Genomic DNA, 6,678 nt, shown 5'->3' with positions numbered 1-6,678 from the left:
GCGCAAAGCGCAGCCATAGCGGGCTATGGCGAGCATTTGCAACGACGAGCAGGGGTCTTTTGGCGTGATGAGCGGGCATGATCGAAATACTCTCAGCCTCTCACCGGTCAAAGCACCACGGCGTTGGTTTGCAGTTCGCGATACCAGTCGTCCGTGAGTGCCAGAAAAAAGGCCTTGCGTGTCTGTGCGTTGGAAAATTCGACGCCATAGGGGCGTTGACGCGCCGTCACGACCTGGCCAAGGGCCAGCTCCCCTTGCTCGACGGCCTTCTGTGGCAGGTACAGGAAGAATTCGCCATCCGAGCCCTGATCGGCGACCGCTTGCAACTTCATCCGCATGGTGCCCGGCTGCTCGGGCAGGGCAGCGACTTCGACGACGTTGTAGTCGCCTTCGATCGCGGCGGTGGTGTTGGTCGAGCTGGTACTCGACTTCTGAATCGAATCCGAGATGCTGCCTACCGATGTGGTGATGCTCTCCGAGGCAGAAGACGCGGCCGAGCTGGCGGCCAAGGCAGGAAGGGCAGAGACACAGAACAATAACGCGAAGGCGGCAAGACATCTGTTGATGCGGGTCATCGTGACTCCATGCTGTGTGCGTGACGGAAGCGAGGATACCGCGGCCCTCAGTACAGGCACTGTCGCATGAGGCAATTGCATTGACTTTTACGTGCCTGGAGCACGATTGGCGTATTTCATTCAGGTGGCAAGGGAGGGGATGAGTTCAGTTCCGTCGTCCTTGCTCCCTCTCCCAGAGGGTCCCAGAGGGAGAGGGGGTAATGCGGGCTGCAGCCGGTCCGCTAAACCCGTTCAGTTGTCCAGACTCCGCCCAGCAGTCCTTTGGGTTCAGTTGTCGGAGTTGTGATAAGTCACCGCATCGCCGTCCTCACCACTTGCCGTGCCTGGTGTACTGTGCGTTATCGCGACTTGGCGGCCACTTCTCGTCCCCCCCATGAAGTACGAAATCATCGAACGAGGACATCGTCTTGAGGCGATCGGCGCCCACAGCGGCTACCGCATCAGGATGTCGACCTTGTCCGCCGCAGATCTGGTCACCTGGCCTATCAGTGTTCACATCCGCGGCTCGGAGAGCGAAGACGAGGTTCGTGTCGACGTGCCGAAGCGGCATCTGGCCAGCGCAAAAGGAGCATTCGACTTCGGCTATGAGTGCGCAGTCCTGTGCATTGATGCGATGGATCACCGGAAGGTGTAGCCGCGATGCAAAAGGTTCCCTTCATGACCTTAACCATCCCGATGGATATCTCGTCAAAACCGTAATTGGCGATGCTTTGCCGCGTTATTTGGTGCATTGCAGCAGGTCCGTTCGGTTGAAGATTTCAGTTGTCCGCATACCGCGCTATCTGGAGCTCAAAAATGTTTTGTGCTAACCATCCGATTCCGCACGAGGACTGCTCTCATTGCCTGGCGACGGTGAGGGCTATGCGCCCCACCATATTTGCTGAACTGGCTGCCGCTGAATTGCGCTCGGGAACTGACTGCTGCCACGGCTGCGACTTCATCTACTACGAAATCGTCGACACATGTCCGCAGTGCGGGACTCCGCATCCGTTCTTTGTCGAACAGCGCATCGAGGCTTCTCGGTCGGCCGTGGCTCAGGAGCGTCGGAGTCAACCTGTGGCGCACCTGGAGTCGCTGACCTTCCGGGACTTGGCGTAGTCATCGAGGTCTGCGTCGTAAGGTTGCTCGCATCTGCCGGCGTGCGCCAATTGATGGCCCACAGGCGCTGATGCTTGGGTAATTTGCAATGTGTAAACGGGGACTCAGCCAGTTCCAGGCGGAGCGCTCGCACTCATAACTCCGGCGGCGACGAGCGCGGCCAACAAGACGGGTGCTTCGACACGAAGCACTAGAAGGAAAGTGCGCCGCGGCTCATCGACCTTGTCATGCGCTACTTGCAAGGCCAGGAGCAAACGGGGCATTACCCTGAAGCGGTTGAACCCGCCGAGCAACGCGGCGACGCCCACCAAGACGACCTTCACGAGCAAGGCGTTGCCATAAGGGCTACGAAAAAGTGGCTCGACTGCCCCCAGCCCGCGCAAGGCATTGAGAATCCCCGTTGCGACGATCCCGGCAAGCGTCCATGTCGCCGTCTTGGACAGTGCACGAATCCACCTCAATGCGTCGAGGCGCGCGACGGCCGACGGACCGATCGCATGGGCCAACGCCGCAAACCCTGCGATGAACACGGCCCCGCTCCAGAGACTCACGAGCAGAAGATGCGCCATGTCCACCCAGACTGCGGCTTGGACCCATCCCTGAGTTCCCGCATGCGACATGGCGCTGCGGCTATATGCAAATATGAGAATGCCGGGCAGGACGAAGGACGTGCGCCATGCCGTTACAGCGGGCAATGGAAGCGCCGATATTCCGAGCACCGCGAGCAAGGCAATGAACCCGACCAGCCACGCATGACCGACGTGCGTCGCTTCGAGCATTGCTGGTATCACGTTCCACGCTTCGACCAAGGGCGCTTCGGCCATGGCGGCCGCCTGAAGCCAAAGCATGAACAAGGTGGATGCCAGCGTGAGTACCGACGCCGCTCTCAACAGGCAATGAGATCGAATCAGGAGGGTCTTCGCCCATTCAGAACCTGACCCGTTGAGCCACGCGATCGAAGCACAGCTTCCCACCATCCCCGCCAGCCCAACATTGACGAGCACCGTGATCGCGAGCAGGGCCGTCGCTGATGAAGACTCGTCCAATCATTTCACCGTGAACGAGAGTTCGCCTTTGACGCGATGCCCATCGCGACCCACGGTGGACCATTGCGCCTTGTAGGCCCCAGCCGGAAGTGCGGGCAGCGGCATGACGATGGATTTTTCGTCGTCCTTGTCGGCCTTCGCCTTGTCGGTCTTGATCGTATTGGCACCCGGTCCCGCAAGCTTGACTGAGCTGAACGTGATCTCGATCGGCTCATTGAATTGCAGGCGGATTTCAGTCGGCGCGGTCGCAAGCGTTGATCCATTCGTGGGTGTCGAGCTTTGCAGGGTTGCGTGGGCAAGAACTGACGACGCCATCAGGAAGCAAGCCGCAGCTATCAGGCCGTGAATCAGTCGCTTCATCGTGACCCCTTTTCTTTGCAATCAGTGACTGGAATGATCCTTGTGGCCGGATGGCTTGCGTGCATTGAGCGTGTCGTCATCTGCCTCGGGGGCTTGCCCACGAGCGGGTGGTTCGAGTTGCCCTGTGTACTCGTAGGCGACGGTGCCCGTCGGATGCTTGAACCAGCCAGGGTCCGTGAAGTTCCCGGCCTTTGTATCGTCGCGAACTTTCACGACGCTGAACATGCCGCCCATTCCGATGCCGCCGAACGGGCCGGACCCGGCCATCATCGGTAGCGTGTTGGCGGGCAAGGGCATTTGCATCTCGCCCATGTCATGCATGCCCGTGTCGCCCATGTGCATATAGTCGGGGACGAGCTGGGTGATCTTCTGCGCGACACCTCGCGCTTGCACACCCAGCATGGTCGGCACGCCGTGTCCCATGGCATTCATGGTGTGGTGGGCCTTGTGGCAATGGAAAGCCCAGTCGCCTGCTTTCGCGTCGAACTCGATGGCACGCATTTGGCCGACCCCCACGTCGACGGTGACCTCGGGCCAGCGGGCCGACTTGGGCACCCACCCTCCATCGGTGCCCGTGACCTCGAAGTGATGACCGTGCAGGTGCATCGGGTGATTGGTCATGGTGAGGTTGCCGAAGCGGATGCGCACCCGGTCTGCGGTGCGGGCCACCATCGGATCGATGCCGGGGAACACCCTGCTGTTCCAGGCCCACAGGTTGTGGTCGAGCATGGTGTTGACCTTCGGTGTCGCTGATCCCGGCTCGATGTCGAATGCGGACAGCAGGAACACGAAGTCGCGGTCGGCCTTGTATTGGCGCGGATCCTTGGGATGAACGATGAACATTCCCATCATGCCCATCGCTATCTGCAGCGTCTCGTCTGCATGAGGGTGGTACATGAAGGTGCCCGAGCGCTGCAGGGCAAACTCGTAGACGAAGGTCTTGCCTGCACCGATGGCAGGTTGAGTCAGCCCGGTCACGCCATCCATGCCCGACGGAATCAGCATGCCGTGCCAATGAATGCTCGTGGCCTCCGGGAGTCTGTTCGTGACGAAGATGCGCACGCGATCGGCTTCGACGGCTTCAAGGGTGGGGCCGGGGCTCGTTCCGTTGTAGCCCCAAAGATTGGCCTTCATGCCGGGCGCGAGTTCGCGTACCACAGGCTCGGCCACGAGATGGAACTCCTTGACACCATCCTTCATGCGCCACGGAAGCGACCATCCGTTCAAGGTCACGACGGGGCTGTAGGGGCGGCCCGTGTTCGGGAACAGCGGGGGCTGCATCGTCGGGGATGTCTGCGTGACAGCCTCGGGCAGCGAGGCAGCGCCGACCCGGCTCACGGCGGCCGCACCGAGCGCGGTTGCGCCGGCGGCCCGCAGGAAGTCTCTACGTTGATTCATGGGCGGTCTTTCAATGCATTGGGCGAACGGCCGGTCAGCGCCGTTTGCAGATCGGTTTCGGCAATCCAGTGTTCTCGCAGCGCCTCGACGTAGCCGGTGACGCTCATGACTTGGTCGCGTGAATCGGCAAGCAACTCGAACACGCTGATCAACATGCCGTTGTAGCGCAGGAGGTTTTCTTGGGAGATGCGCTTGCGAAGCGGCACGACCTCGTCGCGGTAGTGCTTTGCCAAGTCGTACGCCGTGCGATACGCCGAGTAAGACTCGCGAACTTCGGATCGCGCGTTGATGGCGATTTCAGCCGTCCGATTCACCGACTGCATGTAGATTGCTTGCGCGCGGGCCGCCCGGGTTGAGCCGAAGTCGAATAGCGGCAACTCCAACTCGACCTCGTAGCCGCTGCGGCGCGTGTCCCCGGATTGGGACTTGTTTGCGTAACCGACGTTCAGCACGTTCACGAATCGAGTCGGGCTTGTGAGACCGAGCGATTTCGCAGTGGCTTCGGTGGTGCGCCTGGCCAAGAGCACGTCCAGCCGCTTGTCCATGGCCGTCTGTTCGGCATCCTTGGGCTCCGTCGGCAATTTCGGGAGGTCAGGCAGGCGATCCGGCAAAGCAAAGGCGAGTTGATTGCCGGATAGGCTCAGGAGCCGTGTCAGCCGTTCGCGTTCCACGACGGATTGGTGCTGCGCCCGGGCGAGTTGCGACGTGGCGTCGGCCTGAAACGCCTGTTCGCGCAGTTGGGCCAGCGCATTGAAGTTGCCGGCTTGCACCATGCGACCTGCGAGCTCGCTGGAGGCATCGGCTGCCTCCTTGACCTGCCGGTAATAGGTGACGAGCTCTTGCGCAGCCACGGCAGTGAAGAAGGCCTTGCGCGTATCGGCGGCAACGCCCACCGCGTCGAGCGCGGCATGCCATTGCGCCTGCTCGAATCGACCCTGCTCGACTTGTCGGGCTGCTGGTATCGTGAGCAGGCTCAGCACGTTGAACAAGACCGAGCGGTCGATCTCGACCATGCCGCCTCCACGCAAGTGGCCGAACCTGAACGACGGATTGCTCAAACGTCCTGCCCGCACAAGGTCCGACTCGGCGATCCCGAGCTCTGAATAGCTCGCTTGCAGACCGCGATTGTTGAGCAGCGCCAGTTCGACTGCACTCTCTGCGGTCAAGGCTTGCTTGAGCAGTTCAGACACACGTGTCTGGGCGGCGTCTGCTTCCGCAGGCGAGCGTTGCCAAGCGGTCGTCTGCCCGGTGCGCTCTTTCGTCAGCGTGGCGACATTGCCGAAGCCGCCGTCTTCCGAGAACGAAGCACAGCCTGCCAGCACCGATGCGGCGGCAATGGCCAAAAGGGTTTGATTCATTGGTCGAAGCTTGCGGGCCCTGGTGTTGCGGACTCAGAGGCTGAGAGTTTTTCGAGCGTGTCCGAGCAGCACGTCAAGCGGCGCCTGATCTAGACACAAAGCGTAGCCATAGCTCGTGCTATGGCGAGCATTTGCAACGACGAGCAGGGGTCTTTTGGCGTGATGAGCGGGCATGATCGAAATACTCTCAGCCTCTCAATTGAGCCGGTGCCCGCGCGGCGAACGCACGAGCGCTGTCAGAACCTCACTGCGGAGGTCCAGCGGGGTCAGGTGCTTCGTGGTGGTCGCTCCTGGCCGTCCGAGATGTGGCTCGGAGCCGGAGCGACAAGGGGAGGGAAGACGACTGCGGAAAGGTCTGGCAGTGTTTCGACGGTGGGCGCGTTGCTCACTATCGATGTGGCGGAGCAGCACGCAGCGCAGAGATTGCACTTGGCGGTGCCCGTCGACTTGCCATGATCATGCATCCCTGCACCCGCGTGACCGTGCGCCTGATGCCTCGCATGGTGATCATGCAACTGAGATTGCGCATGGCTGCTGCCTCCCGAGAGAGGGCACAGCATTGCCGCAGCCACCGCGCCCCGAAAGGGAAGCAGCACTGCCAGCAGTATCAAAAGGCACACACGAACAGTACTCACATCGGTCACGTTAGCATGGGGATGGCGAACTCTAAGGATTTGGCCCGGAATAAGTTCCCGTTTTGGGGGCGCTGGGCGGGATGCGATGCAAGGCGCTCCGAGCGCCATGTGGCGAGCCACACAAGTGAGGAGCAACGCCGCAGCGCGCCCGCCCAGCGCCCCCAAAACGGGAAATTGTTTCGGGGTGCGCCGGGAGACCGGCAAGGAG

7 protein-coding genes are annotated in these 6,678 nt (G+C 61.2%); 2 read left to right on the top strand and 5 right to left on the bottom strand.

The genetic code is table 11. From position 1 onward, the window contains the following. Positions 1-107 precede the first annotated feature (107 nt). The gene (locus tag AC30NL_RS17970) at positions 108-575 is read right to left on the bottom strand and encodes a hypothetical protein (protein ID WP_489465357.1); all 468 of its coding nucleotides are present in this window, start codon (positions 573-575) and stop codon (positions 108-110) included. 373 nt (positions 576-948) lie between these two features. Between AC30NL_RS17970 and AC30NL_RS17965 the strand changes: the two genes are divergently transcribed. Then, entirely contained in the window at positions 949-1,209 is a 261-nt protein-coding gene (locus AC30NL_RS17965; RefSeq protein ID WP_489465356.1) for a hypothetical protein, read from the top strand. A 227-nt stretch (positions 1,210-1,436) separates the two neighbouring features. Then, on the top strand, positions 1,437-1,673 hold the full coding sequence (locus AC30NL_RS17960) for a hypothetical protein (protein WP_489465355.1): 237 nt from the start codon (positions 1,437-1,439) through the stop codon (positions 1,671-1,673). Positions 1,674-1,777: 104 nt separating this feature from the next. Here the strand turns inward: AC30NL_RS17960 and AC30NL_RS17955 are convergent, their stop codons facing one another. Genes AC30NL_RS17955 through AC30NL_RS17940 form a run of 4 tightly spaced genes read right to left on the bottom strand, consistent with a single transcriptional unit; the run spans position 1,778 to position 5,835 of the window. Further along, positions 1,778-2,719, bottom strand: a complete 942-nt coding sequence (locus AC30NL_RS17955) for a CopD family protein (protein WP_489465354.1) — start codon at positions 2,717-2,719, stop codon at positions 1,778-1,780. Then, positions 2,720-3,079: a copper homeostasis periplasmic binding protein CopC gene (copC, locus tag AC30NL_RS17950; RefSeq protein ID WP_489465353.1), complete on the bottom strand. Its 360-nt coding sequence runs from the start codon at positions 3,077-3,079 to the stop codon at positions 2,720-2,722. A gap of 21 nt (positions 3,080-3,100) precedes the next feature. Beyond that, a complete protein-coding gene (locus AC30NL_RS17945; protein ID WP_489465352.1) occupies positions 3,101-4,477 on the bottom strand; it encodes a multicopper oxidase family protein in 1,377 nt (458 codons plus the stop codon). Then, positions 4,474-5,835: a TolC family protein gene (locus tag AC30NL_RS17940; RefSeq protein WP_489465351.1), complete on the bottom strand. Its 1,362-nt coding sequence runs from the start codon at positions 5,833-5,835 to the stop codon at positions 4,474-4,476. Before AC30NL_RS17940 ends, AC30NL_RS17945 begins: the two co-directional genes overlap by 4 nt. Positions 5,836-6,678: the final 843 nt, after the last annotated feature.

The sequence above is a fragment of the Rhizobacter sp. genome, from assembly GCA_021153565.1.
GTDB lineage: Bacteria > Pseudomonadota > Gammaproteobacteria > Burkholderiales > Burkholderiaceae_C > Albitalea.
This window is presented reverse-complemented; position numbering and strand designations above follow the sequence as displayed.

Bases quoted from the DNA above. Each gene is read 5' to 3' on its own strand.
- AC30NL_RS17970 (WP_489465357.1), bottom strand. From the start codon at position 575: ATGACCCGCATCAACAGATGTCTTGCCGCCTTCGCGTTATTGTTCTGT.
- copC (WP_489465353.1), bottom strand. From the start codon at position 3,079: ATGAAGCGACTGATTCACGGCCTGATAGCTGCGGCTTGCTTCCTGATG.
- AC30NL_RS17965 (WP_489465356.1), top strand. From the start codon at position 949: ATGAAGTACGAAATCATCGAACGAGGACATCGTCTTGAGGCGATCGGC.
- AC30NL_RS17960 (WP_489465355.1), top strand. From the start codon at position 1,437: ATGCGCCCCACCATATTTGCTGAACTGGCTGCCGCTGAATTGCGCTCG.
- AC30NL_RS17940 (WP_489465351.1), bottom strand. From the start codon at position 5,835: ATGAATCAAACCCTTTTGGCCATTGCCGCCGCATCGGTGCTGGCAGGC.
- AC30NL_RS17945 (WP_489465352.1), bottom strand. From the start codon at position 4,477: ATGAATCAACGTAGAGACTTCCTGCGGGCCGCCGGCGCAACCGCGCTC.